General features: G+C 61.7%; 22 protein-coding genes. 11 read left to right on the forward strand and 11 right to left on the reverse strand.

Annotation, left to right across the window (positions count from 1 at the left end):
• Window position 1: 1 nt before the first annotated feature.
• Window positions 2–568: a (2Fe-2S)-binding protein gene (locus LB520_RS10640; RefSeq protein ID WP_411969878.1), complete on the reverse strand. Its 567-nt coding sequence runs from the start codon at window positions 566–568 to the stop codon at window positions 2–4.
• A gap of 238 nt (window positions 569–806) precedes the next feature.
• On the opposite strand from LB520_RS10640, the gene LB520_RS10645 reads away from it, so the two are divergent.
• From LB520_RS10645 to LB520_RS10665, 5 genes are all read left to right on the forward strand, one after another.
• Entirely contained in the window at window positions 807–1,250 is a 444-nt protein-coding gene (locus LB520_RS10645) for a PPC domain-containing DNA-binding protein (protein WP_095768692.1), read from the forward strand.
• A 9-nt stretch (window positions 1,251–1,259) separates the two neighbouring features.
• On the forward strand, window positions 1,260–2,273 hold the full coding sequence (locus tag LB520_RS10650; protein WP_224637627.1) for an ATP-dependent DNA ligase: 1,014 nt from the start codon (window positions 1,260–1,262) through the stop codon (window positions 2,271–2,273).
• A gap of 88 nt (window positions 2,274–2,361) precedes the next feature.
• Complete coding sequence (locus LB520_RS10655) at window positions 2,362–2,643, forward strand: hypothetical protein (RefSeq protein WP_140542987.1); 282 nt, start codon at window positions 2,362–2,364, stop codon at window positions 2,641–2,643.
• Window positions 2,644–3,279: 636 nt separating this feature from the next.
• Window positions 3,280–3,606 (forward strand): hypothetical protein, encoded by a 327-nt coding sequence (locus tag LB520_RS10660; protein ID WP_224637471.1) that lies wholly within the window; start codon window positions 3,280–3,282, stop codon window positions 3,604–3,606.
• A 28-nt stretch (window positions 3,607–3,634) separates the two neighbouring features.
• Complete coding sequence (locus LB520_RS10665; RefSeq protein WP_140839082.1) at window positions 3,635–4,222, forward strand: cysteine hydrolase family protein; 588 nt, start codon at window positions 3,635–3,637, stop codon at window positions 4,220–4,222.
• Between the two features lie 139 nt (window positions 4,223–4,361).
• Here the strand turns inward: LB520_RS10665 and LB520_RS10670 are convergent, their stop codons facing one another.
• The 9 genes from LB520_RS10670 to LB520_RS10715 all read right to left on the reverse strand — a co-directional run bounded on the left by LB520_RS10670 (window position 4,362) and on the right by LB520_RS10715 (window position 19,646).
• On the reverse strand, window positions 4,362–6,449 hold the full coding sequence (locus LB520_RS10670; RefSeq protein ID WP_224637472.1) for a response regulator: 2,088 nt from the start codon (window positions 6,447–6,449) through the stop codon (window positions 4,362–4,364).
• A 12-nt stretch (window positions 6,450–6,461) separates the two neighbouring features.
• Entirely contained in the window at window positions 6,462–12,176 is a 5,715-nt protein-coding gene (locus tag LB520_RS10675) for a HAMP domain-containing protein (RefSeq protein WP_318012088.1), read from the reverse strand.
• A 370-nt stretch (window positions 12,177–12,546) separates the two neighbouring features.
• Complete coding sequence (locus tag LB520_RS10685) at window positions 12,547–13,329, reverse strand: ABC transporter ATP-binding protein (protein ID WP_224522998.1); 783 nt, start codon at window positions 13,327–13,329, stop codon at window positions 12,547–12,549.
• 10 nt (window positions 13,330–13,339) lie between these two features.
• Window positions 13,340–14,203, reverse strand: a complete 864-nt coding sequence (locus tag LB520_RS10690) for an ABC transporter permease (protein WP_411962427.1) — start codon at window positions 14,201–14,203, stop codon at window positions 13,340–13,342.
• A 28-nt stretch (window positions 14,204–14,231) separates the two neighbouring features.
• Window positions 14,232–15,233, reverse strand: coding sequence for an ABC transporter substrate-binding protein (locus tag LB520_RS10695; protein WP_095768689.1), 1,002 nt, complete (start codon window positions 15,231–15,233; stop codon window positions 14,232–14,234).
• A 315-nt stretch (window positions 15,234–15,548) separates the two neighbouring features.
• The gene (gene hutC, locus LB520_RS10700; RefSeq protein ID WP_095768633.1) at window positions 15,549–16,280 is read right to left on the reverse strand and encodes a histidine utilization repressor; all 732 of its coding nucleotides are present in this window, start codon (window positions 16,278–16,280) and stop codon (window positions 15,549–15,551) included.
• A 30-nt stretch (window positions 16,281–16,310) separates the two neighbouring features.
• Window positions 16,311–17,336 (reverse strand): zinc-dependent alcohol dehydrogenase, encoded by a 1,026-nt coding sequence (locus LB520_RS10705; RefSeq protein ID WP_224637473.1) that lies wholly within the window; start codon window positions 17,334–17,336, stop codon window positions 16,311–16,313.
• A 15-nt stretch (window positions 17,337–17,351) separates the two neighbouring features.
• Window positions 17,352–18,674, reverse strand: a complete 1,323-nt coding sequence (gene hisD, locus LB520_RS10710; protein ID WP_224630774.1) for a histidinol dehydrogenase — start codon at window positions 18,672–18,674, stop codon at window positions 17,352–17,354.
• A 198-nt stretch (window positions 18,675–18,872) separates the two neighbouring features.
• Entirely contained in the window at window positions 18,873–19,646 is a 774-nt protein-coding gene (locus LB520_RS10715) for an SDR family NAD(P)-dependent oxidoreductase (RefSeq protein WP_224637474.1), read from the reverse strand.
• 186 nt (window positions 19,647–19,832) lie between these two features.
• Between LB520_RS10715 and LB520_RS10720 the strand changes: the two genes are divergently transcribed.
• Together LB520_RS10720 and LB520_RS10725 are read left to right on the forward strand one after the other, a co-directional pair.
• Window positions 19,833–21,920 (forward strand): N,N-dimethylformamidase beta subunit family domain-containing protein, encoded by a 2,088-nt coding sequence (locus tag LB520_RS10720; protein ID WP_224637475.1) that lies wholly within the window; start codon window positions 19,833–19,835, stop codon window positions 21,918–21,920.
• 1 nt (window position 21,921) lies between these two features.
• Window positions 21,922–22,071 carry a hypothetical protein gene (locus LB520_RS10725; protein ID WP_224637476.1) on the forward strand — a complete coding sequence of 50 codons (150 nt, stop codon included), beginning with the start codon at window positions 21,922–21,924 and terminating at the stop codon, window positions 22,069–22,071.
• A gap of 129 nt (window positions 22,072–22,200) precedes the next feature.
• Here LB520_RS10725 and LB520_RS29130 read toward each other — a convergent pair whose 3' ends face one another.
• The gene (locus LB520_RS29130) at window positions 22,201–22,332 is read right to left on the reverse strand and encodes a hypothetical protein (protein WP_263483685.1); all 132 of its coding nucleotides are present in this window, start codon (window positions 22,330–22,332) and stop codon (window positions 22,201–22,203) included.
• A gap of 468 nt (window positions 22,333–22,800) precedes the next feature.
• Between LB520_RS29130 and LB520_RS10730 the strand changes: the two genes are divergently transcribed.
• From LB520_RS10730 to LB520_RS10745, 4 genes are all read left to right on the forward strand, one after another.
• Window positions 22,801–23,070: an acylphosphatase gene (locus LB520_RS10730; RefSeq protein ID WP_411969873.1), complete on the forward strand. Its 270-nt coding sequence runs from the start codon at window positions 22,801–22,803 to the stop codon at window positions 23,068–23,070.
• Between the two features lie 163 nt (window positions 23,071–23,233).
• Window positions 23,234–23,884 (forward strand): Rieske 2Fe-2S domain-containing protein, encoded by a 651-nt coding sequence (locus tag LB520_RS10735; protein ID WP_224637478.1) that lies wholly within the window; start codon window positions 23,234–23,236, stop codon window positions 23,882–23,884.
• Window positions 23,881–24,726 carry an aromatic ring-hydroxylating oxygenase subunit alpha gene (locus LB520_RS10740; protein ID WP_224600629.1) on the forward strand — a complete coding sequence of 282 codons (846 nt, stop codon included), beginning with the start codon at window positions 23,881–23,883 and terminating at the stop codon, window positions 24,724–24,726. The genes LB520_RS10735 and LB520_RS10740 overlap by 4 nt, the downstream gene beginning before the upstream one ends.
• Window positions 24,723–25,382, forward strand: coding sequence for a glutathione S-transferase family protein (locus tag LB520_RS10745; RefSeq protein ID WP_224523006.1), 660 nt, complete (start codon window positions 24,723–24,725; stop codon window positions 25,380–25,382). Before LB520_RS10740 ends, LB520_RS10745 begins: the two co-directional genes overlap by 4 nt.
• Window position 25,383: the final 1 nt, after the last annotated feature.

The following is a 25,383-nucleotide window of genomic DNA, read 5'->3' on the forward strand; positions in this document are numbered from 1 at the left end:
ATCAGGCTCCCTTCATCTGATCGCGTGCCTGCAGGATGGCAGCAACAATGTTTGGATAGGCGGCGCAACGGCAGATATTACCGCTCATATAGTCGCGAATGTCGTCTTCGGATTTTGCGTGCCCTTCATTGATGCAACCAATGGCCGACAGGATTTGGCCCGGCGTGCAGTAGCCGCACTGGAAGGCATCGTGGTCGATGAAGGCCTGCTGCATCGGATGCAGCTTACCGTCGCTGGATGCCAGCCCCTCGACGGTCGTCACATCCTTGCCGGCATTCATCACCGCGAAACTGAGACAGGAGAGCACGCGTTTGCCATCGACAAGAACCGTGCACGCCCCGCACTGTCCATGGTCGCAACCCTTCTTGGTGCCGGTTAGTCCGATATGATCCCGCAAGGCGTCAAGCAGGCTGGTTCTAGTGTCGAGCGACAGCTCATAGGCCTGCTTGTTGATCCGCATCGACGTCACCACTGGCTCGCGAAGTTCCGCGCCAGCGGCGGCAGGCGCTTCGGCTTTCGCCGCCGAAACGAGTAATGGTGCCGCGGCAGCCGAGACTGTGCCTGTCATGAAATTGCGCCGGCTGAGGCCAAGCGTGGATGGGACGGAAGGCTGGGGCATGGCTCGCTCCTGGCTGGCTGCTCATCGGGGGCTAACCATTCATTCAGGCCATTGTTCCGGCCCGGCCCGCGCGGGATCCTAGGCCTCACAGAAGTGTGATCCTGTCCTTCGAAGATGCTCATCATGCGGGAACATGCATGCCGGGTTCGAGTTCTACGGCCAATACCAATGCTGATGGCAGGCCGATATGAAATCGAAACTGGTCGCACAGACTTCTGGACAAAGGACATTCGTGGTTGTGCTGGACCCAGGCGAGGAAGCATTTGCTGCCCTGTCCGACTTCGCCGACGAGCAAGGAATTGCCGGCGCCTCGCTGACCGCGATCGGCGCATTCGAGAAGGCGACTGTTGGCTGGTTCGACTTCGGCTCGAAATCTTACCGCAAGATCCCGGTCGGCGAGCAATGCGAGGTTCTGAGCGCTGTTGGCGACATCGCGGTCGACGACGGCGGCAGACCGAGCCTGCACATCCATGCTGTCCTGGGTCTAAGCGACGGATCGACGCGCGGCGGCCACCTTGTTGAAGGCATCGTCAAGCCTACGCTCGAAGTCACGGTGACCGAATCGCCCGTTCACCTGCGGCGCACCAAACGCCCCGGCCTTGGCATCGCCTTGATCGATCTCGACGCCTGAGGGCCGATGATGGCAGCGGCCGCGACCGACGCGTTTCCTCTCCCCCTCGATACATCCCCGATGGAGGCTCGGATCGACGAAAAACTGCCGCAGGACAAAGGCGTCTGGCAGTTCGAACCGAAATGGGATGGGTTTCGCTGCCTCGCTTTCAAGAATCGCAAAACGGTCGATCTCAGGGCGAAGTCGGGCAAGCCGCTTGGGCGTTACTTTCCCGAACTCACAGCAATGATGCAAAACCTCGAAGCCAAGGATTTCGTGGTCGACGGCGAAATCGTCATCGAGATCGGCGGCGCCGCATCCTTCGACGCGCTGCAGATGCGGCTTCATCCGGCCGAGAGCCGCATCCGCAAGCTGAGCGTGGAGACGCCGGCGCGGCTGATCTTGTTCGATATGCTGGTCGCGCCGGGCGGCAAATCGCTGCTCGAAGTCGCATTGACGCAAAGACGCACGGCAATTGAAGACTTCGTCGCGCAAGCAAACACAGACGCTCTTCAGCTCTCGCCCTGCACCACCAGTTTCGCGACCGCCAGGCGATGGCTGGAGGACGCCGGGCATGGCTCTACCGACGGCGTCGTCGCCAAGCGGCTGAACGATCCCTATCAGCCGGGCGAGCGCGCGATGATCAAGGTCAAGCGGCTGCGCACTGCCGACTGCGTGGTCGGCGGCTTCCGTTATCTGAACGGCAAGTCGCAGGTCGGATCGCTATTGCTTGGCCTCTACAATGAACGGGGCTTGCTTGACCATGTCGGCTTCACCTCGACAATCGCCAACGAGGAACGAGCCACGCTCACGAAGAAGTTGGAGGCGCTGCGTGGCGGGTCCGGCTTCACCGGCAAGGCGCCGGGCGGGCCGAGCCGCTGGAGCACCGAGCGCAGCGGCGAATGGGAGCCGTTGCGGCCGGAACTGGTCGTGGAAGTCCGCTTCGACCACGTCACGGGCGAGCGGTTCCGGCATGGCACTCGATTCATTCGCTGGCGGCCCGAAAAAGCGCCGCGCCAATGCACGTTCGAGCAGATCTCGTAGCAGCGCCCCTCCGGAACAACCGACCCCATCAAACGGTTTATGGTTAGAACAGCCCGCGTCACGGACGCACCTATCTTGGAGACGAGAAATGGATCCGCGCGACAAACAGCGAGCCGCAAGGCGGGATGAAACCGAAGCTCCCGGCATCGAACAACAGGACTGGGACGCTCTTGATAATGGTCGGGTGCCGCCTGGCAGCGTCGCCATAAACGGCGATCCGGAGGACGATGCCGAAGCACAAGGCGTCCTCCCCGAAGAAGATGACGACAACCCCTATCAGGAGAGCGACGAAGCCTTGCCCGACGACGAGGAAGAACGTGTGCTGTCGCGGGATCCTTCCAAGGAAGGCAGTCGTTTTGACGAAGCATAGCGAAAGCTAGCAGCGATGGGATTTTCCCGCCTTCGATTGCCTGCAAAGCTCCGCGGGCTGCGCGAGAAGGCATCGCCGCAGAGCAAGGCGGTCGCGGCGCCACATCAGAAGACCGGCCATTGATCAAGGTTACGTGGGATCCCTACCCATGGGCCGTCAAAAATCGGGGGCGCAAATCGGCAGTGGACCCTTCACTGTTTGTAACTGGGGGGAACAACGGAGTGTGGAACAAGTTTTTGATCAAGCAAGCCGCCTCTTGTTTGACCTGCAGCCATGGCCGAGAAACGCGACAACAAATCCACAGCCGCTCTTCTTAGGCGGCAATTCTCGAATGAAACGATGCGTCGATATCTACGGAGCTTGCCTTTGTTTCACGTAAACCGCTGGCTTCCTGACAAACTGCGCGAATCACTCAAGCGTCTCGACCGCAAGCGTAAGTGAAACCAACCGCAATCCAAAAAAAGGCGCGGGCCACGCTCTTGCCGTTTCAGACGGCGGGCCACGCTCTTGCCGTTTCAGACGAATGCGCCATCAGCTCTCCTTCACATTACGATCACAGTCCTTCGAGAGGGGCAGAGACTATGCATCCTTGCTTAAGCGTCCGCGTTTGTAATTCACAAATCCGGAGTTCAAGTCATGAAGGTCGACACTCTCCCTGCGCCTAAAGTCAACCCAGACCAGGTCGATATCCTCGTCAACAAACCGGGACACTTCGTCGAGGAGTGGATCGAGGGCCATGCGGTTAGACCGGCCGCCGAAGCATCCCCGGAGGCCGCGGCAGAAAGACTGGCGAGAGCTTGCATCGCGGACGCGGAGCGGGAAGGCATCCTCGCGGAAGAAATCAGCGATGAGGTCGGCGACTTGAAAGAGTACCTCGCCGACGCGCTCCTCGCCGAGGCCGGCCGCGAAACGGGCGTCGACACCGGTCCGACGGCGCAAGCATTGGGTGACACAAAGGCTTAGCTTTCACGGCAGGGAAGTTTGGATCGCGATGACGCCAATCTCAACACGAGCCGTCCACATTTGCGTTGACATGCAGATGATGTTCTTGCCGCCTGGGCCATGGGCGGTTGAGTGGCTGCCCGCCATCCTGCCGAAGGTGCTTTCGCTTGTCGATGGCAGGCCGGAGCGAACGATTTTCACCAGGTTCATAACGGCGAGAAGACCTGGCGAAGGCCAGGGCCATTGGCGTCAATACTATGAGCGCTGGTCGCAGATGACTATCGAATGTGCCGGCCCGGGGAGCCTCGAGCTGCTGCCCGAACTGCGTGATTTCGTGCCGCCGGCTCGCGTTTTCGATAAGTCCGTTTACTCTCCCTGGCTGACCGGCGAGCTCCACCGGAGCCTTCAGGCGGAAGGTGTGACCGAGCTTATCGTCAGCGGAGGCGAGGCCGACATGTGCGTGTTGGCGACGCTGCTCGGAGCGATCGACTTCGGTTACAGAACGATCCTGGTCGAGGATGCGATCTGCAGCACATCGGACGAAGCCTACGAAAATATACTCAAGCTGTTCACGACGCGATATTCGCATCATGTCGAAGTCGCCGCTGCGGAGGAGGTTCTGGATTTCTGGCGCTGACTCATCGCTCATCTCGCCCGGCACATGCCGGCCAAGGTGCCGCCCGCCAACGGATGAGCAGCAGTCCCTCGAATGCTCAGTCGTCAGTGGGTGCGGTCGTCTGGCGCGAAAGACCGGTTGGCCACTGCCAAGTCTTGATCTAACCGGAACCGGCTGTCGGCCGGCCGCCGACTGGCTTCAAGGCGCTGACCCGCAAGATGCTCTCGATGAGATCTTTTTCCCGGAACGGCTTGTTGACCAATGGCACGTCCGATGGGCGGTTTGAAATTGCCTCAGCGTCGGCATAGCCGGTTATCATAACCGCTGGCCAATCGGAGCGCAGGTTGCGCGCGAAGCGAATTACCTCGACTCCGGACACGAGCGGCATTGCGAAATCGGTGACAATCACGTCGAACTCATGCGGTGTCCGTTCAATAATTGCCAGCGCCTCGGCACCCCCTGCTGCGCATGTCACTGTAAACCCGTGTTGCCGAAGCGATTCCGCGGTCAGCTGCCGCAATCCGCTGCTGTCGTCAATCAATAGAAGCGAAGGGAAAGCCTTCCCTGCAGTCTCGACCAGGACTCTCTCTCCATCCAGATCTGCCACATTGTCGGAAGGCTGCTCCGCTGAACGCGGCAGCCACAGCTCCATGGATGTTCCGCGCCCGACGAGGCTGTCTATGCGAAGCGCGCCGCCCGATTGCTTCATGAAACCGTATACCGTGCTGAGACCAAGCCCGGTGCCTTTCCCGACGGGCTTCGTCGTGAAAAACGGTTCGACGACCTTGGTCAGAATCTCCTTCGGGATGCCGGCACCGGTGTCCTTGACGGTGAGGACTACATACTCTCCGGCCGCCAGGTCTTCGGAAGGTATTTTGATGACCCGATTTTGCGCCTGCACGGCAATTGTCCCGCCGGAGGGCATCGCGTCGCGCGCGTTGAACACCAGATTCATCAACGCCAACTCCAATTGGCCGACGTCGACATGCGCGGGCCAAACGGAGTTGTCGACCTCCCACTCAAAGCGGATCAGGCCGCCGAGCACGGGAGCCACCAAGCCGTTCATCGTATCTTCCAGCGCGGCCAGCCGCACTGCCGTCGGCTTCAGATTCTGACGCCGCGAAAAGGCAAGCATGCGGTTGACAAGTTCGGCGCCTTGCTTCGCGGAGCGGCGAGTGAGTTCAACGATCTTCTTTGCTTGCTCGTCAAGCGTAAGCTGCCTCTCGAGCAATCCTAGTCCGCTCAGAACCGCGGCAAGCAGATTGTTGAAATCGTGTGCCAGCCCTCCGGTAAGTTTCCCGACCGCTTCGAGGCGCTGTGACTGAAGAAGTTGATTTTCGAGCTCACGCCGCTCGGTCACGTCAAGCAAAGTGCCGAGGATTTCAGGTCGGCGTCCGTCGACACCTTTCGACAGGATTCCTTGGTCGAGAAAGATACGATATTTGCCATCGGCGCACTGCCAGCGGAACTCGCATGTGTAGGAGCCTGTCACCTTTGCCGCCAATAAAGCTTCCCGCACCCTGGGTAGATCTTCCGGATGCACCCGGCTCAGCCCAAACCGCGGCTCGGACGTCAGTCGCTCAGGCGGGAATCCCGTCAGACGTTCGACACCTTTTGAAACAAACCGGGCTGCAAAGGGCGGCTCGGCGAACCTGGCGTGAAAACAGACGGGCAAGGATCCAAGAATGGCCTCCTGCCGTTCTTCGGCGCCGCGCAGCGATCGTTCGGCCTCGAGCTTTTGCTTTTCGGCCTGCAAGGCTTTCGCCAGCAGTGCCTGTTCGGCGACCGCATTGCGCTGGATCTCGAGCGTCTTTTCGTGAAGCTCGACGAATACAGCCACTTTCGATCGCAGCATGGCGGGGTCGAAGGGCTTAAACATATAGTCCACTGCGCCGGCGTCGTAGCCACGCAGCATATGAGCATCTTCCTTGTTGATGGCCGTGAGGAAGATGAGAGGGGTTCGTCTGGACTGTTCGCGCTGGCGGATCAACGCGGCTGTTTCGTAGCCGTCGAGGCCCGGCATCAAAACATCCAGCAAGATAACGGCGAAATCCTCCTTTAGGAGGCAGCGCAGAGCCTCCTCGCCGGATTGCACAGCGACGACTTCCGCGAGTGGAGTGAGAACTTCTTCGATCGCCAACAGGTTTCGTTCGTCATCATCGACCGCCAGGATGCGTGCCTTTGACTGATTGTCCGCCAACTGCACAATCTCCAGTTTCTTCGAACGGATTCGCGACAGCCTTTGCATCGGGGCATCCCGTCAGCTGACTGACCTAAGCAGATTTTGGGATGTCTCGACCCGATCCCGAGAGCGACCGATCCAGACCCGCAGCAGTGCCAACAGCAGGTCGAGATCGACAGGCTTGGCAATATAGTCGGAAGCACCGGCTTCCAGGCATTTCTGCCGGTCGCCTTTCATCGCCTTTGCTGTCACCGATATCAATGGAATATGCGCGATGGAGGGTGTGTTGCGGATACTCCTCATCGTCTCGTAGCCGTCCATCTCCGGCATCATGATGTCGATCAAGGCTGCATCGACGTCGGCATTCTCCTCCAGCAACGCTATCCCATCGCGACCGCGCTCAGCGTGAAGGACTTCGATATCGTAGGTCTCAAGGACGCTCGTCAGCGAATAGATGTTTCGAATATCGTCATCGACGATCAGGACTTTCGCGCCCGCAAGATTCGACCTGTTGTCAGCTCGTTCGACACCTGCCCCGCTTTCCTCGCGCAATCCTCCCGGAAGCGTCGCAGATATATGGAGAGCCAATTGAGCAAAATTCTCAGCTCGCGGGACTGAGGACAAAGCGGGATTCAACGCCAGCACCTGTTCAACTGCCTCTGAATGAGGGGCAAAAAACAGCAGCGGCGGAAGGCCGTCTGAAAACTGGTTGGTGAGTTCGTCAAGGGCCCGCGCATTATCCCTGGCAGACTTTCCAAGCCCAAGGACAACCGCATCGAATGAGGCGAGGTCGATGTCCTCTGCGGTTGCCGCGCGACTGATTGCGGTGACCGAGGTGACGCCGTCGCGGATCGTCTCGACCAGGGAAAGGCGGCGCTCGGGATCGGAGTCAGCCACGAGCACGCGGCGCTGGACGCGCAGGTTCCTCGAATGAATTTCCTGGAACACCTTCACCAGCTCCTCGGAGGAGACCGGTTTGGTCGAGATGCTCGATGCCCCTTTGCGAGCCAGGCTATCGATGTCTTCCGCTCCGGAAATCACATGAATGGGAATGCCGGCGGTCTTCGGATCATGGCGCAGCAGGTCGAAGAGCACCCATCCATCGATGTCCGCAAGGCCGAGGTCCAGCGTGATCGCGTCCGGCACCAGCTTGCGGGCCAGCGCCAAGGTTCCGGAGCCTGCGGTCGAAAGGACGCCTTTCAATCCGGCAGACCGTGCCAGGCCCAGCAGCAGACCGCCAAAGGTCGGGTCGTCCTCGACGATCAAAACGACCCTGTCTTGCGCCGATATAGCGTCGCGATCGTCCATCAATTCCGCCGACGGCAAACCGCTGGGCGCCGCTGTCGTCGCGATTGCCTCGGTGGCCGGAAGCAGTTCCGGCTGGCTGGCGGCGGCAACCCTGGGACCATCGATCGGAATGACCAGCGTAAACGTCGATCCTTTGCCGGGAATGCTTTCAACTCTTAGCTCACCGCCGAGCAAACGGGCGATCTCACGGCTGATCGAGAGCCCAAGACCGGTTCCTCCATATTTGCGGCTGGTCGTGCCGTCGGCCTGCTGGAACGCCTCGAAAATCAGTTTCTGCTTGTCTTCCGGGATGCCGATACCGGTGTCGGTTACCGCTATGGCAAGCGCTTTCCTGGGCAGCTTGGCGCCGTTGCGGCGTCCCGCCTTTTCCATTCTGAAACTCAGGCTGACCTTGCCTTCGGAGGTGAACTTGAAGGCGTTCGACAGCAGGTTGAGCACGATCTGCTGCAACCGCTTCTCGTCCGTGCGCACGGTTTCCGGAAGAGCGGGATCGACATTGATGGTAAAGCCCAGACCCTTGTCGGCTGCAAGCTGGCGGAACGTGCGCTCCATATGCTGGCGCAAATGGGCGACTGGCATATCGTTGATGTCGATCGAGACCGTGCCGGACTCGATCTTCGACAAATCGAGAATGTCGTTGATCAGGCTGAGAAGATCCGTGCCGGCCGAATTGATGGTGCGAGCAAACTCGACCTGCTTTTCGTTGAGGTTGCCCTGCTGGTTCGTGGCAAGCAGATTTGAAAGAATGAGAAGCGAATTGAGCGGGGTTCTGAGCTCATGACTCATGTTGGCGAGGAACTCGGATTTGTACTTGGAGGTAAGCGCCAGCTGCTCGGCTTTCTCCTCAAGCGCCCGGCGCGCCATCTCGATTTCGAGATTTTTGTTTTCGACCTGCTTCTTCTCATTCTCCAGAAGTTGAGCCTTCTCCTGGAGTTCCTCGTTCGTGGCGTGCAGTTCCTCCTGCTTTTTCGTCAGTTCGGTCTGACGCGCCTGCAGCTCGGATGTCAGCAATTGCGATTGCTTGAGCAGGCCCTCGGTGCGCATCGTCGCCGCGATCGTGTTGAGGACGATGCCGACCGATTCCATCAGCTGATTGAGAAACGATTGGTGCGTGTCGCGGAACTCGCTGAAGGATGCGAGCTCGATGACAGCCTTGACCTCATCTTCGAACAAGGCAGGTAGAATGATGACGTTTGCCGGCGAGGCGCTGCCAAGCCCCGATGTGACGCGCAAAAAGTCCGGCGGAACATTGTCGAGCATAATGGCTCGCTTGTCGGCAGCACTTTGTCCGACGAGACCCTCACGCAGATCGAGGCGTTGCTTGATTGCCGCCTTGCTCTCGGCACCATAGGACGCCGCCAGTTCCAGATAGGACTCCTCCTCGTCCCGATTGGTCACATAAAAGACGCCGTATTGCGCGTTCACAAGCGGAGCGAGCTCGGACATGATGAGACGCGACACCGTGGCGAGATCGCGCTCTCCCTGCAGCATGCGGGAGAAACGCGCGAGATTTGTCTTCAGCCAATCTTGCTCGGCGTTTTTCAACGTCTGATCCTTAAGATTGCGGATCATCTCGTTGATGTTGTCCTTGAGCGCGGCGACCTCTCCGGAAGCCTCGACGCTGATCGAGCGCGTCAGATCGCCCTTCGTCACCGCCGTCGAGACCTCGGCGATTGCGCGGACCTGCGTGGTTAGGTTGGCCGCCAACTGATTGACGTTGTCCGTAAGATCGCGCCACAGACCGGCGGCGCCAGGCACGCGCGCCTGGCCTCCAAGCTTGCCTTCGATGCCGACTTCGCGCGCGACATTGGTCACCTGGTCGGCAAAGGTGGCGAGCGTTTCGATCATCCCGTTGATGGTGTCCGCCAGGGAGGCGATTTCGCCCTTCGCGTCCACAGTCAGCTTGCGTTTGAGATTGCCTTGCGCAACCGCAGTCACGACGTCGGCGATGCCGCGCACCTGGTTGGTCAGATTGGTGGCCATCAGGTTGACGTTGTCGGTCAGATCCTTCCAGGTGCCGGCCACGCCGCGCACTTCGGCCTGACCGCCAAGCTTTCCTTCCGTGCCGACTTCACGTGCGACGCGTGTCACCTCGCCGGCGAAGGAGTTCAGCTGGTCGACCATGGTGTTGATGGTCGACTTGAGCTCGAGGATTTCGCCCTTCACGTCGACGGTGATCTTCTTCGAAAGATCGCCTCGCGCGACCGCCGTCGTCACTTCGGCGATGTTGCGAACCTGACCGGTCAGATTCTCGGCCATGGAATTCACGTTGTCGGTCAAATCCTTCCATGTACCGGCCACGCCTCGCACCTGGGCTTGGCCGCCGAGCTTTCCTTCGGTGCCGACTTCGCGCGCCACGCGAGTCACCTCGCCGGCGAAGGAGTTCAGCTGATCGACCATGGTGTTGATGGTCGACTTGAGCTCAAGGATCTCGCCCTTGACGTCCACGGTGATCTTCTTGGAAAGGTCGCCGAGCGCCACGGCCGTGGTCACTTCCGCGATGTTGCGCACCTGGCCCGTCAGGTTGGCCGCCATCGCATTCACATTGTCGGTCAGGTCCTTCCAGGTGCCGCCCACGCCTCTGACCTGCGCTTGGCCGCCGAGCTTGCCGTCCGAACCGACCTCGCGCGCCACGCGCGTCACCTCCGAGGCAAAGGAATTCAGCTGATCAACCATCGTGTTGATCACATCCTTGATCTGCAGGATCTCTCCCAAGGCATCGACGGTGATCTTCTGCGTCAGATCGCCGGTCGCGATCGCGGTTGCGACCTTGGACACGTCGCGCAACTGCACGGTCAGATTGCCGGCCATGGCGTTGACGTTGTCGGTCAGGTCTTTCCAAGTGCCGCCGACGCCTTCCACATGGGCCTGGCCGCCGAGCTTGCCTTCCGAACCGACCTCGCGCGCCACGCGCGTGACTTCGGAGGCGAAGGAGTTCAGCTGGTCGACCATCGTGTTGACGGTATCCTTGAGCTCGAGGATCTCGCCTTTGACGTCCACGGTGATCTTCTTGGAAAGGTCGCCGCGGGCGACGGCTGTCGTAACCTCGGCGATGTTTCGAACCTGGCCAGTCAGGTTGGCCGCCATCAGATTGACGTTGTCGGTCAGGTCTTTCCAGGTGCCCCCGACGCCCCTCACCTCTGCCTGCCCGCCGAGCTTGCCTTCCGTGCCCACTTCGCGCGCAACGCGCGTGACTTCGGAGGCGAAGGAGTTCAGCTGATCGACCATCGTATTGATGGTATCCTTGAGCTCGAGTATCTCCCCCTGCACTGCCACCGTGATCTTTTTCGACAGGTCACCCGAAGCAACCGCCGTCGTGACCTCGGCAATGTTGCGCACTTGGCCGGTGAGGTTCTCGGCCATGGAATTGACGTTGTCGGTCAGGTCTTTCCAGGTGCCGGCGACGCCGCGAACCTGGGCCTGGCCGCCGAGCTTGCCCTCGGTGCCGACCTCGCGCGCGACGCGCGTGACCTCGGATGCGAACGAGTTCAACTGATCGACCATCGTGTTGATGGTGTTCTTGAGTTCCAGGATCTCGCCCTTCACGTCGACGGTGATCTTCTTCGAGAGATCGCCCAGCGCGACCGCCGTCGTCACCTCGGCAATGTTGCGAACCTGGCCGGTCAGATTCTCGGCCATCGAGTTCACATTGTCGGTGAGGTCCTTCCACGTGCCGCCGACGCCTTCGACCCGCGCCTGGCCCCCGAGCTTGCCTTCCGTGCCGACCTCGCGCGCGACGCGCGTCACTTCCGATGCGAACGAGTTCAACTGATCGACCATCGTGTTGATGGTGTTCTTGAGCTCGAGGATCTCGCCCTTCACATCGACAGTGATCTTCTTAGACAAATCGCCTGACGCCACCGCAGTGGTCACCTCGGCGATGTTGCGCACCTGGCCGGTAAGGTTGGTGGCCATGGCGTTGACGTTGTCGGTCAGGTCCTTCCACGTGCCGGCCACGCCCTTCACCCGCGCTTGTCCGCCGAGCTTTCCCTCCGTTCCAACCTCACGCGCGACACGTGTCACTTCGGAGGCAAAGGAAGCCAGTTGCCCCACCATCGTGTTGACGATCTTGCCTATGCGCAGGAACTCCCCGCGCAGCGGGCGGCCGTCGATTTCGACCATCATTGTCTGGGAAAGGTCGCCCTTGGCCACTGCCCCGATGACGCGGGCCACTTCGGCGGTCGGTTGAACCATGTCTTCGATCAGGTCGTTGACCGACCTGACGCTTGATTCCCAGCTGCCGGTGGCATTGCGGACATGACCCCGCTCGCCAATTCTCCCGTCCTTGCCGACGACCCTGCTCAGTCGCTCAAACTCCTTCGTCACCTGATCGTTGAGTTCGACGATCTGGTTGAAGGCATCGGCAATATCGGAATCGATTCCTTCGTAGATGTTATCGATCCGGATGGAGAAGTCGCCTCGCCTGAAGGCCTTTAAGGAATTGAGAATCTGACGGCGATCTAATTGCGCCCTTGATGCCTGCACGCTCACAGTGCCCCTCCCCAGTCCATCTGCTTTTGAAGAAACTGATGATCAGATGAAGTCCCGCCCTCGCGGCGAGGTATACAATTCGCCGCAAGCCCTGAAACGTGGTAGGGGCAAATTTGTTCCGATGTGCAGATCGAATCTTATCCGCACGCCGGCAAACTCTTAAAAATGCGCGAAGGCTCGCCCGTTATGTGGCTTGCTTTGTCCTTGGAATTGCTTGGCGTATTCCGCTCGATCGGAAGCTGCGACAGCGCCGCTCGCGGGCTCTTGTCAATTTTGGCGAACCGCTTCGTAAGCTATTGGCCGATAACGATTATGTTAGTCGCAGAGGGGCGATACCGCAGGCGGCCGGCAAGGCCGGCTCGCCTCATGCCATTTCGGGGCGTCTTGAAGCTTCGCGGATCGCCTTGTGAACATTGCGCTGCAGGTCCATGAACTCCGCGCTTTCCATGACCTCTTCCCGGCGCGGGCGCTCTATGTCGACGTTGAAGGTTCGCATGATGCGTCCCGGGCCGATCCCCATGACGACGATGCGGTCGGACAGATAGACGGCCTCCTCCACGTCATGAGTGACGAAGAGCACGGTCAGCCGGTGCTCTTCCCAGATCTGCGTCAGCAGCTCCTGCATCTGGTGCCTGGTCAAGGCGTCGAGCGCGCCGAAGGGCTCGTCCATGAGCAGCATCTTGGGCCGATAGGACAGCGCCCGCGCGATGGCAACGCGCTGCTTCATGCCGCCCGACAGTTCCGACGGATAGAGATCGGCGCAGTGCGGAAGCTTGACGAGGTCGAGATGCTCGCGCGCGATCCTGCGGCAGGTCGAGCGATCATAGCCGGCGGCCTTGAGGGCAAATTCTATGTTCTGCTGCGCCGTCAGCCAAGGCAGCAGCGTGTAGGATTGGAAGACGACGCCGCGGTCGAGGCCGGGCTTGAGGATCGGCGAGCCGTCGATATCGAGCTCGCCGGCGTCGAAATCCTGCAGCCCGGCAACGATCGACAGCAGCGTGCTCTTGCCGCAACCCGACGTGCCCACCAGCGAGACGAACTCGTTGTCGGCAAGATCGAGATTGATGTCCCGCAGCACCTGCGTGCGCCGCTCCCCGGTGCCAAAGCTCTTGTGGAGGCCTTCGATGCGCAGTTTGGGCAAGCTCATCGGCCGAACCTCATTGCGCGTGCCCTTCCTGCCGGAACAGCACCTTTCCCAGCGCCTTCATCACCTGGTCGGTGATGAGACCGAGCACGCCCAGGAGCAAGATGTAGCCGATGATGGTGTTTGTCTGGAAATAACGCTGCGACACGGTGATGCGGTAGCCGAGGCCGGATGTCGCCGCGACGAGCTCAGCCAGCACGAGCCAGGTCCACGCCCAGCCCAGGCTGATGCGCAGCGTGTCCCAGATGCCCGGCAAGGCGCTGGGCACCACAATGCGCGTCAGGATCTTGCGGTCCGGCAGGCCGAGCGTCCTGCCGAGGCCGACGAAATCCGTCGGAACCCGCTTCACATTGTCCATGATCATCAGGACCTGCTGAAAGAAGGTGCCGATGAAGATGATCAGGAACTTCTGGGCGTCGCCGGTTCCCGACCAGAGGATGGAAAGCGGCACGAAGGCGACCACCGGCATATAGCGGATGAAATCCACCAGCGGCTCTACGGCGGCTTCCCAGACCCTGAAGCTGCCGATCAGCACGCCGATCGGTATCGCCAGCGCCGAGGCGATCAGGAAGCCGACGGAGATGCGGTATATCGAGGCCTTGAGGTCCAGCCACAGCGTGCCGTCGCTCCAGAGCTTGCCGAGCTGTCCCGCCACGCTTTCCGGAGAAGGCAGGAAGATGGGCTTCACCAGCTCCAGGCCTGTTGCCGCCCACCAGGCAAGGCCGAGGCCGGCAAAAACGGCCACGGCGATCATCAGGAAACGCGACCGCGTGATGGGCGCGCCGATTCCGGAGGATCGGCGGCGCGGCACCGGTCGCGCAGCCGGTCCTTGCGCGGGGCCGGATTGGCTCGTTTTGGCGGCACGCTGCTCGGACATCCGCGCTACCACCGCGACGCAGCCTTGGTCATTCCGCGGCCTTGACGAATGACGGGTCGATCATCTGCTCCGGCGTCACGTCGGCCTGGAGCAGCCCGGCATTCTTGGCGGCGGCTTCGACATCGGCGAATGTCTTGGTGGAGAACTCGCCGGTCAGAGCGCTCTTGTTCTCGGCGAGAGAATAATAGCGCACGCCGTCGAAGGCCGTGTTGAGGTCCTCTACACTGGAACCGACGGCCTTGGAAATGATGGCGCGGCCACCGGCGGTATCGCCGTTGTAGTCCTTCAGGGCCGCATCCCAGGTCTTGATCATGGCAAGCACCTGGCCGGGTCGCGACTTGATCACCTCGTCGCGCACCACAAGCACGTCGCTGATCAACCCGGGATCCTCGCCGGCGGTGAAGAGCAGCTTGACGTCCTTGTTCTGCGCCCTGGCCGCGGTGAGATAAGGTTCGTAGGTGACCGCGACCGGGACCTGTCCGGCAATCAGCGCGCTGCCGGCGTCGGCCGCCGGCATCGGCACGGGCTGCACATCGGCGATGGACATGCCGTTCTTGGCAAGGGCGTATTTGAGCAGGATGTCGCTGGTCGTGCCCTCCTCGAAGGCGACCTGCTTGCCCTTGAGGTCGGCGACGGAGGAAATATCCTTGCCGGCGATCATGGCGTCGGCCGTCATGCTGACGTCGAGCAGCAGCACGATTTTCACCGGCAGGCCCGCCGCAACCATGCCCATCGCGGTATGGGTCGCGATGTTGGCGGCATCGAGCTGGCCGCTCGCGAGCGCGGCATTGATGTCCTTGTCTTCCGCGAAGTTGACGATTTGGACGTCCGACAACCCGCTTGCCTTGAACAGGCCCTTGGCCTCGGCGACGTGCCACTGGCCATAGCCGAGCCATGGCTCGATGCCGATCTTGAAGGTGCCCGCTTCAGGCGTCGCGGGAATGGCCGCGTCGGCGGCAAAGGCCGCCGGGGCGAACCCGATGACGGCAGCCGCGACGAGTGCACGAAATTGTCCTGCTAGGTTACGCATCATCTCTGTTCCCCTTTATGATCGCGCCGCTCTTTGAACTACATATCCGGCCTGGATGAGAATGCAGGCTTATGCTCTTGCGGCACTCTGCCTCGGCGTCTTACCTGCCACTTCAACGGAAGCGCAAGGATACTCGACGTCGGCGGCGGTGAATGTCAAGACTAAAATACATACATGCATATACAAGTTGGACGGGTTGGGTTCGCAACTTTCGGAACATCAGACCGCATTCGTTTGCCGCATGGCGTTATGGCCGATGGCATCCAGGAAGTCCGTCACGCGATTTGCGCCGGAACAGGGCTCGCCTTGCCGCGATCAGCCGCTTTTGGAAGGAGAGTACCGGCTGCCGAGCGAATAGCGGCTGCCGACATAGGTCAGCTTGCTGATCGTGGCGACGATCGCTCCCGTCCACGTCCGGCGGTGCAGAAGCAGGCAGCAGCTGCCGGCATCGATGCCTAGATGCCGCGCCGTCTCGGCATCGGCTGGGATTGCCGAGATGATGTGCTCGACCTCGGTCACCGGTGTTTTCTGCATCAGATAGTCGTAGGTCGCGGTCTTGGAAAAATCCTGCTTGTCGTAGTCGGGTATCAGGCTCGGATTGACGAAGCGCTCTTCCAGTTGCACAGGCAGATCGTTCTCGAAATTGACGACGACGGAGTGGTAGACCGACGAACGCCTGGCGAACTCGAAGGACAGCGCAAGCTCCTTTTCCGGCATGATTTTTTCGAGGACGAGAACCTCGGAACGATGCTTGTTGCCGCGTGCCAGGATCTCGGCCGCGATATTGTTGATCTCGATCAGGGCCGATTGCGGCCGCGGCGGCGCAATGAATGTTCCCACGCCCTGCAGCCGGATCAGAAATCCCGCCGAGGTCAGTTCCCGCAAGGCACGGTGGATCGTCATCCTGGAGACGCCAAGCGCTGCCACGAATTCATTTTCGGACGGCAGCTTGCGGTCCTTGCTCCACCGGCCGGTTCCGATGTTCGTCAGGATGTAGTCCTTGACCTTCTCGTAGAGGGGGCTGGCCGTATCGGGCAGAGTGTTCATTTCAGATGTCCTTTCCGGCAAGCACGGAAATCAGGAATGCTCAAGGGGTTGCCGCATCCGGATGATTGTTTTCAAGCCGTCGCCCTGGCCTTCCAGCAGCCGCCGATAGGCTGCGGGGACGTCATCCAGGCCGATCTCGCGGTCGATCAGGCTGATCAGCGGCTCGCTCAGCTCACCCAGCATCCGGATGGCATCGGGAAGCTCGTCGGCGAAGGCGTGGCAGCCCAGCAACGCGATCTCCCGCTCGACCAGCATGTTGGGGTCGATGTCGAGCCGGCCGTGGAAGATGCCGACCATCGCAATGGTGCCGCCCGGGCCGAGAACACCCAGCAACTGACTGAGCGCGGCGACGCTGCCTGTCGCCTCGACGGCCGCGAGCAAGGGGGTATTCGCAGTCGCTGAGGCGATGGCGTGCGGGTCTAGATCGACGATCGTGGCGCCGGTCACGCGCGCGACGCGAGCGCAGCGAGCCTGGTTGCGGTCGGCGATCAGCACGGTGCCCGCTAACGTCCGCGACAGCAGCAAGGCGGCAAGGCCGCCGATGGTCCCGCAGCCGAGGACAAGCACCGAGCCTGCTGTTTTCGGCAGGCGCCGTACCGCGTGCAGCGCAACGGCGAGCGGCTCGGCCATCGCCGCCACCCGTGCATCAAGCGCGGCATCGACGCTATGCAACAGGCGCGCGGGGAGCACGGCCTGTTCGGCAAATCCGCCGTCGCATATTTCGCCGACGAAGCCTAGCGACGTGCAGAGATGGCGCCTGCCGGCACGGCATTGCGCGCACTCTCCGCACCAGAAGCGGGAATCGGCGACCACCCGGTCGCCAATGGCGATGGTGTCGACGCCCTCTCCGACGGCGATCACCGTGCCCGTCAATTCATGGCCGGCCGTCGAAGGCGAGCGGCTTATCCATTGGCCCGTGCGGAAATTGTGCAGGTCGGAGCCGCAGATCCCCGCGACGTCCACCTTGAGCTTCACCCAGCCCGCATCGGGGACGCCCGGGGCGGCGATATCCTCAACGCGCAAGTCGCCGGGCCCGTAAAGTCGCGCGGCCTTCATCGTCTTCGCTTCCGCTCAGACCGAGAGATAGCGGCTGCGGATTTCCGAGACCGCGTTTTCATGCGAGCTGAAGCCTTCGTAGCGGGCGAGCCTGCGCGCATGCCGGGCGAGTTCCGGATAGGCCGCCGACGTCACATAACCGACTGACGAGCGCTTGACGAAATCCGTGACCGACAGCGGCCCATACGTGCGCGCCCACCGGCTGGTCGGCAACACGGCATTGGGCCCGAGGACAAAGTTGGCGAGCGTCACCGGCGTATGCGGACCCATGAGGATCTCGGCCGCTTCGGTGATGTGCCCGAGATGCGCGAACGGTTCCTTCGACAGGATCTCGAGATGCTCCGGAGCGTAGTCGTTGATGAAGCGATAGCTGTCCTCCAGGGACGCGGTCAGCACGATGCCGCCGCGCGTTCCGGTCAGCACAGCGCGCGAGAATTCGACGCGCTGTTCGCTCATGCGGGACCAATGCTGCGGCAGCGCGGCCAGCGCGGCCTCGGCGACCTTGCGGCTGTGCGTCACCAGATAGGCCGAGGAATCCGGTCCGTGCTCGGCTTCGATCAAAAGGTCCAGCGCGGCAAGGCCGCCATCGACGCTATCATCGGCAAAGATGATGGCTTCGGAAGGGCCGGCCGGAAGGCCGGTGTTGATGACCGAGGACAGCAGGCTCTTTGCCGCCACCACCCAGGGACTGCCCGGCCCGACGATCTTGACGGCGGGCTTCACCGTCTCGGTGCCATAGGCGACAGCAGCGACCGCCTGGGCGCCACCGCATTTGTACACGGTCTCGACGCCGGCGAGACGTGCGGCAACCAGGGTCGCGGCATCGACGGATCCATCGGAAGTCGGCGGCGTCACGATCGCTATCTGGGGCACGCCGGCAATCACAGCCGGGACCGAGGTCATCATCGTCACCGACGGGAAGGCGCCCTTGCCGCGCGGAACGTAAAGCGCCACGGAGGCGATCGGGGTGTATCTGTCACCTGCATAGGCGCCCGGCCGGACTTCCTTCAGCCACATCGTTTCCGGACGCTGCTCCTCGTGGAAATGCCGGATGTTCTCGATACCGAACCGGATGCTCTCCACGACATCCTTTTCGACCTTGTCGAATGCCGCGTCGAACTCCGCTTCCGAGACCTTGAGCCCGCCATCGGCCACATCGGCCTTGTCGAGCTCGCGCGCGAACCGAAGCAGGGCGGCGTCACCTTCGGTCCTGACCGCCTCGATGATCGGACGGGCTTTTTCGACAAAGACCGAAAGATCGGCTTCGGCGCGCCTCAGCAAGCTGGCCCGCCGGTCGGCGTCGAGGGTCGACAGGTCGTGGAAGCTGATATCGGACATGGCTGCTCCTTCTCCCGGAACGCAGTGGCGGTTGGCGATGGCCGGTCACACGCCTGGAAGACCTTTGAGACCGGCAATACGAGGCAAGGGCCGCAGGTGGAACATTGCCAGCCTGCAAAAGTATATACATGTACACATAACGGCTGCCAGCATTTTCTGCGTCCCGCCAACTCGAGCTCAGCTGATGAGAGGCCATCTTCAGATCGACGCGAGAAAGCCGCCATCGACCGGGATGGACTGACCGGTGATGTAGGCCGAGGCATCGGAGGCGAGGAATACCGCAATCCCGTGCAGGTCCGACAGGTCGCCGAAGCGATGCTGCGGGATTTTGGCGAGCATCGATTGCCGCCATGCCTCATTGCCGTAGAACACTTCCGTCATTGCCGTCCTGAAATAGCCGGGGGCGATGGCGTTGACCCTGATCCCCAGATCCGCCCACTCGGCCGCCAGAGCGCGCGTCATGCCGAGCAGGCCCGACTTCGACGAGCCATAGGGCACAGCCGTCGGAATCCCGACTTCGGAGGTGAGCGAGCAAAGATTGATGATGGCGCCCGGCCGGCCGGCGTCCTTCATGCGCTGCGCGGCGGCCTGGGCGCAGAAGAATGCGCCTTTGAGATTCGTGTCGACGATCCTGTCCCAAAGCGCCTCGTCGACATCGAGCGAGGGGCGGACTTCCTCCATCCCGGCATTGTTGACGAGAATATCGAGACCGCCGAGCAGGCCGGCGGCCTCTGCCGTCGCCGCCCTGCAGCGGCCGACATCGGTGACGTCCAGGGCGATGGCATGTGCCACCCGGCCGGCGGCGCGGATGGTCGCCGTCGTCTCCCCAAGCGAGGCAAGGCTGCGTGCCGTGACGGCGACATCGGCGCCGGCCGCGCTCAGCGCCTCGGCAATGGAACGCCCGATGCCGCGGCTTGCGCCGGTGACAAGTGCTTTCCGGCCCGACAGGTCGAAGAGCGGAGCGTTGCGCATGCGATCCTCCTTGGCAGGGCCGGCTTGGCGATCTCGCCTTGAGCCTAATGGATCGAACTTACCTATACAAGCATATACAAATCAACTGGGTTGCGGTAGTGGTTGAGGGCATGCGCGACAACCGGTCGATCTGGAACCAAGACCGCGAAGTCGCGCCGTCATTCATGGATTTGAGAGGCACGATCGATGCGCCGCTTGGTTGACCATGGAGCGATGAGCGCTGCCGGTTATGCTACGCCCTGGAGCGTAAGGCCCGGCCAGCGGGTGGAACTTGGCCTCTCCTGCAGCCGGCCGGTGGAGAGCGTGCGGATATGCCGGCTGGACACGCAAGCCGCGGATTTTGTGAATTGGCCGATCGAGGCGACATCCGAGCCGGACGCCCATCGCAGCTTCGATCATGGATCGTACCTTCGCCTGCGTGCCGAGGAGCTTGCAAAAGCGCCTGCCGTCAAGGGCATCCGCTTTGAGCTGTTTCTCACCCGCAATACGGGGCCGCGCACGATCCTGGAAGTGGGGTCCTTTCTGCTGAGCCTTCGCGATGGGGCGATCGCCTTGGAGATGCGGAATGATCGTCTGTTGTCTGCGCCGGTTCCGCAAGGGGTTTGGCTGACCGTCGAGCTCGGCCTGCATGAGGACGAGCCGTTCTTCAAGCTGAAATCTCACGACCTCCTCGCCCCTTACGAATTCAAGCGGCGCCTGCACGACGCCGAATGGCATCCACAAGGGCGCGACATCCTCTTCGGCGCGAGCGGCTCTCGAAGCGAGCTGACTCTCAATGCGAGATTTGCAGCTATTCGGCTGGAGACTTCTCAGGGGCCAATCGCCTGGAATTTCCCGACTCTGCTGCCGACGGGACCGATCCTGTCGTCAGGCGGACCGGTTCCGCTGGCGCTCGATGTGATAAATCAGCCTACATTCTGCGTGACATCGGCGCGCTGGGACGGATCGAGCTTCGACCCCCGGCTCGTGCCTTCGCACTACGATGCCGTCCATTGCCATGACGATGACATGGGACCGCTCGATTGGCCTGCTTCCCACCGCGCCGCGGTGCCCGAGAATGCGAAGCCGGGCGTATACGCTTTCCAGGTGGAATGGGACGGCGGCTACGAGCGCATCGTGTTTTTCGTCACCACCGCGCGTGCCTCCTCACCGCTGCTTTATCTGCTGCCGACCGCGACCTATCTCGCTTACGCGGACGAGTATCTCCCCGACCATCTCTATGAATGGAAGTGCGACGATCGCGGACACCGCTTTGCCATCGCAAACAGCCTCAAGTCGCTCTACGACTATCACTCCGATCTCAGCGGCGTGTCGATCTGCTCCTATCGCAAACCCAAAGTGACATTGCGGGACGACTACAACTACCCGCTATGCGGCTGCCCTCACAACTTGCCGGTCGATCTGCATTTCCTCAGATTCTGCAACGAGAACGGCGTAGCGCTCGACATCGTCACCGATCACGATCTGCATCGGCAGGGGATCGAGGTTCTCCGCGGGCATCGGGCCGTCGTGACCGGAAGCCATCCGGAATACATGTCGACCGAGATGGAAGGGGCACTGCGGCAATTCGCGGCCGAGGGCGGCAGCATCGCCTATCTCGGCGGAAACGGCTTTGCCGGAACGGTCGCCTTCAAGGACGACCTGATGGAATTGCGCCGCTCGCCCCTGGAACCTGGCCGCACTTGGGATGGTCCGGTCAGCGAACAATATCTGTCGATAACCAACGAGCCTGGCGGCCACCTTCGCTCCCGGGGCCGCGGCGAGTTTTCACTGGTCGGCGGCGCGATTTCGCTGATGGGTTTCGACGGCGCGCGCCCGTTCACGCGAACGCCCGAAAGCCACGCGCCGGAATGCGCATGGTTGTTTGAAGGCATCGAGGACGAAACCTTCGGTTCGGAAGGCATCGTATTGGGTGCCGCCGCGGGTTACGAGGTGGATGCGACGAACCCGGCCCTGGGCACGTCGGCCGACACCATTGTGATCGCCCGCGCGACGGACTTTCCGGCCGGCTTCTTCCAGGATCCCTCACGCTGGTACGTGGGCGGGGATGAAGAGCGCGCCGGGCGTCGCTGCGCCGAAATGACCTTACGAAATCTTGCTGCGGGTGGCCTGATCTTTTCGGCAAGTTCGGTCGCCTGGTGCGGTGCGCTGCCTGCCGGCAAAACAATGAACGACGTGGGGAGGATCACCCTGAACCTGCTCAACCGTCTCTCGCATTGCAAAGCAGGAGGCCAACTCCGACGCCCGGCGATCAAGCCTGATGAGGAGCACTGAAATGCTGAAGAGATTGGGACTGGTGGTCTTCGTGGTCGCGGCAACCATGAACTCCGCCTGCGCGGATACCATCGCGCGCCCGAAAATTGTGGAAGGCCATGCGGGCTTGAGCATTCATTGCTGTCCTGTGAACGCGGCCACGCGAACGTGATCGCAGCTACGCTCGATCTGATCGGGTCGGAAAGGCTCAAACGATCGCGAGGCCGGTAGCATCAGACACAGCCAGTTCGTTAACGCGGCGGAACTGGCAATTGGCCAGATCGCCACCGACTTGCGCCCGTCACGGGCGCTCGACCATATCCTGCCGGCGCGAGAAAGCGCTCTCGGCAGCGGCGTGCTGGAGATCGCGGGAGTCATTCTGGTCGGCCCTGAGCGTGAATATGCTCTTTACCGACCCCAGAGATTTCGCCATGTCCCTCTGCCATTCCTCTGTCGCATGGCTACGACGCGGCGGCAGGCCTCCACGCCGAGGCGCCGCTCGAAAAAGGTTTGAGCCGCCATATTCCGTTTAGCTTCCGGTCTTGATCTGGGTCCAGAGGCGGTTGAGCACGCGCTGCTCCTCGGACCCGTAGGGAGAAATCGTGAAAAGCTTCTTGAGTGTTTCGCGACCGTCGGCACCCTCGATCCGCCAGGATAGATCGCGCTGGGAAGCCAGCGGCCTATACGATCCCTCAATCCCGTAGCGCGTCGTCGAAGGCATATCAACCAGGTCGTGAGCGCGACTAGTTGGACCGAAACCTGTCTGTCGATCTTGGGGATCAACTCGCATATAGCGGTCTTCGACCTCATATCTGGCGTGACGACGCTCTCATAAGCAGATGCTTCAGCGATTGAGCACGATGTAGATAGATAGAATATCAGCTTCATTGCCGAGGTTTCTATGAACGAGCAAAATCGATGTTCCTGGCGGGAGCGCATGACGATCTTCGGCGATGTCGAGGTGGCATCGTTTCTTCCGTGGATCGAGCGTCATGCCGCCAAGCTCGGGCTCGCGCATGCGATATGCGTTGCCGGTCCCGACCGCGTTGAACTCGACATTGCCGGTCCGGTCGAACTCATCGACATGATGGAGATGGGGTGCTCTCTTGGACCAATCGATGTCTGGGTCGAGACCATCCGCCGGGCGCCGATCGAGAGCGAATCGGGCTAAGTTTCTGGGCCTGCGGCCCTCTGCCTCCGGAGGTGTGATGCACCTTTTTTAGGCATTATTGCCAGTGAGGAAATGTTGTGCAAACGTAACCCGGCGTATTAGCATATCCTTGACCGCGAAGCTTCGCTCGGGAAGATGCTGGTGCCGTTTTGAAAGTTGATGCATGCCGTCTTATCCCACCGGCTCATGGATGCCTGTTGCCCTCTCCGCGGACTTGCCGGCGGGAACCGTTATGCCGGCGCAATCCCCGGCCGGACCGGTTGCCCTTTGGCGAACCCGCTCCGGCCGTGCGGCGGCCTTCGCCGACAGATGCCCCCATCGCGGCATGCGCCTTTCCCACGGCTTCGTACGCGGTGAGACCCTGGCCTGCATCTATCACGGCTGGAGCTACGCCAAGGCGGGAAACTGCCAGCGCATTCCGGCCCATCCGGCATTGACGCCGCCGGACACGATTCGTGTCGCAACGCAGCACGTCGAGGATGGCGGCGGCATCATATGGATTTCGGTTGGCGAACCCGCCGCCGGGCCGCCGCGGTTCGAGGGCCTTGCGCCGCTCCGCTCCATGGTGGTGGAAGCGGGCATCGTGGCGCTGGAGGCGGCCGCGGGCACGACGGCCGCTGTAGACCTGCTCGACTACACCTATGATGACCGGACCGTCCGGCTGCTGCTTGCTCCCGATGGGCAGGCGCGCACGTTGATGCATGTTTTGGTGGACGAGGACAGCAATCCGGACGAGCGTATCGCCGCGTCGAGGGCCGCCGAGGCGCTGCGGCGGGCGGCCGAGGATATTGCACGCGCCGGGATCGCCCGATGACCCGCAACACGATGATCGACGGATGGTACCCTGTCGGCCTTGCTAGCCAGCTCGATGCGCATGGGCGCAGGACGGCCCTGATGGGCGAGCCGATCGCGGTGAGGCGCGGCGAAGATGGAAACGCGAAGGTCACGGGCGGCAACGGACGTGACCTGCCGGCCTGCATCCGCTATGGCCATGTCTGGTCATCGCTCGGTAATCCACAAAAGCCGCTGTTTGCGATCCCCGAGGCCGATCAGCCGGGCCGCCGGCTCGTCGATGTCGGGGTGGTGCGCGTGCGCTGCTCGCCATTGCGTGCGGTGGAGAACTTCCTGGACATCGCGCATTTTCCTTTCGTGCACACCGACATACTGGGGGCCGAGCCGCATACGGAGGTGCAGAACTACAAGGTCGAGATCCGAGAGGACGAAGACGAGGTTTGGGCCACTCAGGTGAAGTTCTACCAGCCGCAGGCCGCCAAGTCGGCGGAAGGTGGCATCACCACGGAATACATGTATCGCGTGCCCGCGCCGACCTGCTCGGTGCTCTACAAGACCTGCCCGCCTCGCCCGGCGGAATGGGACGTCATCACACTTTTCGTGCAGCCACTTGCCGAAGACCTGTGCGACGTCTGGCCATGGATGGCGCTGTTCGATGACGAAACACCGATGGCCGACCTGATCCATTTCCAGCAGACGATCTTCGTTCAGGACCGATCGATCCTCGAAAACCAAATTCCGACGCTGCTCCCGCTCGATCCCGGCATGGAGATTCCCACGCGCGCCGACCTTACCTCGGTTGCCTACCGGCGCTGGCTGAAACGCCACGGCTACACCTACGGCGCGCAACTGGTGGCGCAATGAAGCTCTACGACTACGTGCTGTCGCCGAGCTGCTACAAGGTGCGCCTCATGGCTGCGCTGATCGGGGTGACGCTCGACATCCGTCCTGTCGACTTCCATCCCGGTCGCGAGCATCGCGGTCCTGAGCTCATGGCGCTCAATCCGGCCGGTTCGATCCCGATCTTGGAGGATGGCGACCTCGTGCTGACCGAATCCTCGGCCATGCTGGTCTATCTCGCCGCGAAAGCGGCACCCCAATGGCTGGGCAATGATACGGTCGGGCGGGCGGCGCGCGTCCAACAATGGCTCTCCTTCTCGCACCGGCTGACCGCGAGCCTTGGGGCGGCGCGCTTGCACGAGATGCTGCTGCGTCCGGGCAATATCGCCGCCCTTCGGGAGCAGGGAATAGCGGCACTGCGGGAGCTGGAAGCCGGCCTCGTCGAACAGCATATCCGCGGCCAGCGCTTCCTCGCGTCGGATCGACCGACGATCGCCGACATTGCCTGCTTTCCCTATGTTGCGCTGGCGCCGGACGGCGGCGTTTCGCTCGACCCCTATCCCGCGATCCGGCTCTGGTCACGGGCGGTCCGCAGTCTCGAGGGCTTCATCGAGATGCCGGGCATCCACCGGCTGCACGAACTGACACCCGCGCCCGTCCTCGAAGTCGGCGAGGCCTGAC

Source organism: Mesorhizobium sp. CA12, assembly GCF_020165255.1.
Classification (GTDB): Bacteria; Pseudomonadota; Alphaproteobacteria; order Rhizobiales; family Rhizobiaceae; genus Mesorhizobium.

Excerpts from the sequence above, each read along its gene's own strand:
- LB520_RS10640 (WP_411969878.1), bottom strand. The coding sequence starts at position 568 with ATGACAGGCACAGTCTCGGCTGCCGCGGCACCATTACTCGTTTCGGCG.
- LB520_RS10645 (WP_095768692.1), top strand. The coding sequence starts at position 807 with ATGAAATCGAAACTGGTCGCACAGACTTCTGGACAAAGGACATTCGTG.
- LB520_RS10650 (WP_224637627.1), top strand. The coding sequence starts at position 1,260 with ATGGCAGCGGCCGCGACCGACGCGTTTCCTCTCCCCCTCGATACATCC.
- LB520_RS10655 (WP_140542987.1), top strand. The coding sequence starts at position 2,362 with ATGGATCCGCGCGACAAACAGCGAGCCGCAAGGCGGGATGAAACCGAA.
- LB520_RS10660 (WP_224637471.1), top strand. The coding sequence starts at position 3,280 with ATGAAGGTCGACACTCTCCCTGCGCCTAAAGTCAACCCAGACCAGGTC.
- LB520_RS10665 (WP_140839082.1), top strand. The coding sequence starts at position 3,635 with ATGACGCCAATCTCAACACGAGCCGTCCACATTTGCGTTGACATGCAG.
- LB520_RS10670 (WP_224637472.1), bottom strand. The coding sequence starts at position 6,449 with ATGCAAAGGCTGTCGCGAATCCGTTCGAAGAAACTGGAGATTGTGCAG.
- LB520_RS10685 (WP_224522998.1), bottom strand. The coding sequence starts at position 13,329 with ATGAGCTTGCCCAAACTGCGCATCGAAGGCCTCCACAAGAGCTTTGGC.
- LB520_RS10690 (WP_411962427.1), bottom strand. The coding sequence starts at position 14,203 with ATGTCCGAGCAGCGTGCCGCCAAAACGAGCCAATCCGGCCCCGCGCAA.
- LB520_RS10695 (WP_095768689.1), bottom strand. The coding sequence starts at position 15,233 with ATGCGTAACCTAGCAGGACAATTTCGTGCACTCGTCGCGGCTGCCGTC.
- hutC (WP_095768633.1), bottom strand. The coding sequence starts at position 16,280 with ATGAACACTCTGCCCGATACGGCCAGCCCCCTCTACGAGAAGGTCAAG.
- LB520_RS10705 (WP_224637473.1), bottom strand. The coding sequence starts at position 17,336 with ATGAAGGCCGCGCGACTTTACGGGCCCGGCGACTTGCGCGTTGAGGAT.
- hisD (WP_224630774.1), bottom strand. The coding sequence starts at position 18,674 with ATGTCCGATATCAGCTTCCACGACCTGTCGACCCTCGACGCCGACCGG.
- LB520_RS10715 (WP_224637474.1), bottom strand. The coding sequence starts at position 19,646 with ATGCGCAACGCTCCGCTCTTCGACCTGTCGGGCCGGAAAGCACTTGTC.
- LB520_RS10720 (WP_224637475.1), top strand. The coding sequence starts at position 19,833 with ATGCGCCGCTTGGTTGACCATGGAGCGATGAGCGCTGCCGGTTATGCT.
- LB520_RS10725 (WP_224637476.1), top strand. The coding sequence starts at position 21,922 with ATGCTGAAGAGATTGGGACTGGTGGTCTTCGTGGTCGCGGCAACCATG.
- LB520_RS29130 (WP_263483685.1), bottom strand. The coding sequence starts at position 22,332 with ATGGCGAAATCTCTGGGGTCGGTAAAGAGCATATTCACGCTCAGGGCC.
- LB520_RS10730 (WP_411969873.1), top strand. The coding sequence starts at position 22,801 with ATGAACGAGCAAAATCGATGTTCCTGGCGGGAGCGCATGACGATCTTC.
- LB520_RS10735 (WP_224637478.1), top strand. The coding sequence starts at position 23,234 with ATGCCGTCTTATCCCACCGGCTCATGGATGCCTGTTGCCCTCTCCGCG.
- LB520_RS10740 (WP_224600629.1), top strand. The coding sequence starts at position 23,881 with ATGACCCGCAACACGATGATCGACGGATGGTACCCTGTCGGCCTTGCT.
- LB520_RS10745 (WP_224523006.1), top strand. The coding sequence starts at position 24,723 with ATGAAGCTCTACGACTACGTGCTGTCGCCGAGCTGCTACAAGGTGCGC.